The following is a 2,191-nucleotide window of genomic DNA, read 5'->3' as shown; positions in this document are numbered from 1 at the left end:
GGCTTAGCCGACAACCCGATTGCTGCCGTCATCACTGACCGCATCTAAATTACGTTACTCCATGTTTCAACATGGTCCGCGAGTGTGCGCTCGCAACCTCTAAAACGGCTCCTTCGGGAGCCGTTTTTCCTTATGGTTCACTCAGCATAGCAGTCTTGAGTACTCAACCTGAACTACGATCATGCGATCAGCGAAAGATATTGCTGCGTGATCCGCTTAACGTCAACAGCAGGCAAAATGGGATGCTTCTCCAAATCGAAACCCGTGTGTAGCGCTTCGTTGATTTTTTCCGCGAGTTTTTCAGGCTGGCGCACAGGCACAAGAAACTTGGCTAATTGATCTTGCAGTATTTCTCTCGGACCGTGCGGGCAATCCGTTGACACCACGGGCGTACCACAAATGATGGCTTCGATTAACACCGTCGGTAACCCTTCAAAATCAGAGCTTAGTACCAGCGCACTAGCGCGCCGCATCCAGGCATAAGGGTTGTCAGTAAATCCGGGCAGTACAATACGATCCTCAACACCGTATTTGGCTGCAAGTTTCGATAGCTTTTTAACGTTGCTGCTTAAGCACACAAGCCTGACATCATCACGTACTGTTTGAAGCGCCTTAAAAAGTACATCATGCCGTTTTGCCTTAGCGGCTCGCCCCACATGCAATATGAACGGTTGTGATGGCAACTCCTCGGGTGAATGCTGTGCGAGTTGTCTGATTTGCGTAATATCAAACGGATTGTAAATACATTGAATTGATTGCGCTGAAAATAAACGGGCACTGGCTAACTCGTCAGCGACGCCCTGAGATACAGCGATTAGCCGTTTACCCGTTAACGTTTTGAGGATCTTACGCATGTAGAGGCTCTTCAATGGTCCCATGCGCTTTTCTCTTTGCAATTCTTGCGTGTACGCGTTGTGGATCACGTAAAAGCAGTTAACGAAATGACAAGCGCTGGCTAAACGATAACTTTCGTATAGGTTGACTAAAACCAAGTCAAATTGACCACGCAGGTTTGCCTGAGCATCGACGCTGCGTTGTAGCAACGCCGCTAGCGTGGCGCGATTCGACCACCCCCGGATCCGCCCCCGGTAGTCGCTTAATGGAAAAACCACATTAATTGATGCGGGTACCTGATATTCTGTCTTGTTTTTCAGGCAAAAAAACGTCACTTGATGGCCTTGTGCGACCATCTCGGTAGCCAGCGTCAGCATTACCTTTTCGGCTCCACCGCCAGCAAGAGAGTCGATAATAACCCCAACATGAAAAGTTTTTTGTGTCGTCAATGGCAACGTTGCTCCTGTGTCAGTTGGCTAAACTAAACGGTTACCCTGTTCATCGGGTTAAAATATAAACTCGTGCGATAATCCATCGATAAGGTTTAACTGGCCGGCGACTCAACCACTAAAGTAACCAGTTTACGTACTAAGGGCGACACCAGCAGAATTGCAGGTAGCGCTACTGAAAAAGCAAACGCCCAAGACTTCAGCCAGATGAGCTATAACCCGTCGACAAACCCCAGATTAAATACAGTAATCACCAACGACATGATGCATGACATTAACAGCGCCATGAAAAAAGAAAACGCATAAGCGCTATATCGGTGTGGTATCACTACGCAAACTCCCGTAGTCGCTTGCGCCAATCGCCCTGATGTTGAGCCGCACACGCTTGTTCACTGTCCAAAATCACTACATCAGGTATATTTTCGGGTGGTATACCCAATGGTAAAAGCTCGGCTTTAAGGTGTTTGAAAACCGTAGATTGATGATGAGACTGGATAAAATTATGTGTCGATGCCTCCGTTTTGAATACCATTATCACTTTGAAACTCGCTGGATAATCACGATAACTTACCGTATGTGTTAGCCAGCAAAAATCACTGTACGCGACTTTGAGTGTCTCACACACCTCGGTCAAAGCCTTGATAATATTGGCTTCGAGCTTTTTATCAGATTTTTTCACCGGTGTCGGTTACCTGCAAACGATCACATGGAAGCGATCATAACGCCAATCGTCAGCGAAATCAGTAAGTATCATTTGAAATACCTATGTATCGCCTTGCAGATTTTTTTCTGCTCTCACCTCGGCTTTAATAAAACCCGTCAACACAAACCACTTAACAAACCGAGGAATTTAACCATGTTGAAAATAGTTAAAACTTCTATCGCTATCGCCGCCGCTTCTTTTGTCT

3 protein-coding genes and 1 pseudogene are annotated in these 2,191 nt (G+C 46.5%); 1 reads left to right on the top strand and 3 read right to left on the bottom strand.

Translation table 11 applies throughout. From position 1 onward, the window contains the following. Positions 1 to 179 precede the first annotated feature (179 nt). The 3 genes and pseudogenes from KIU71_RS17675 to KIU71_RS17665 form a co-directional block, all read right to left on the bottom strand. The gene (locus KIU71_RS17675; protein WP_214132631.1) at positions 180 to 1,283 is read right to left on the bottom strand and encodes a glycosyltransferase; all 1,104 of its coding nucleotides are present in this window, start codon (positions 1,281 to 1,283) and stop codon (positions 180 to 182) included. 95 nt (positions 1,284 to 1,378) lie between these two features. Next, positions 1,379 to 1,570 (bottom strand): annotated as a pseudogene (locus KIU71_RS17670) (DUF2798 domain-containing protein). 41 nt (positions 1,571 to 1,611) lie between these two features. Then, positions 1,612 to 1,962: a Fis family transcriptional regulator gene (locus KIU71_RS17665; protein ID WP_214132630.1), complete on the bottom strand. Its 351-nt coding sequence runs from the start codon at positions 1,960 to 1,962 to the stop codon at positions 1,612 to 1,614. A gap of 27 nt (positions 1,963 to 1,989) precedes the next feature. Here KIU71_RS17665 and KIU71_RS17660 point away from each other — a divergent pair. Continuing rightward, positions 1,990 to 2,191 (top strand): hypothetical protein (locus KIU71_RS17660; RefSeq protein WP_214132629.1); only part of this gene is annotated, 202 nt, incomplete at its 3' end.

Origin of the sequence: Alteromonas oceanisediminis (assembly GCF_018474025.1) — a bacterium.
GTDB lineage: Bacteria > Pseudomonadota > Gammaproteobacteria > Enterobacterales > Alteromonadaceae > Alteromonas_E > Alteromonas_E oceanisediminis.
Note: the sequence above shows the minus strand (reverse complement) of the source record. Positions and strands in the feature narration are given on the sequence as shown.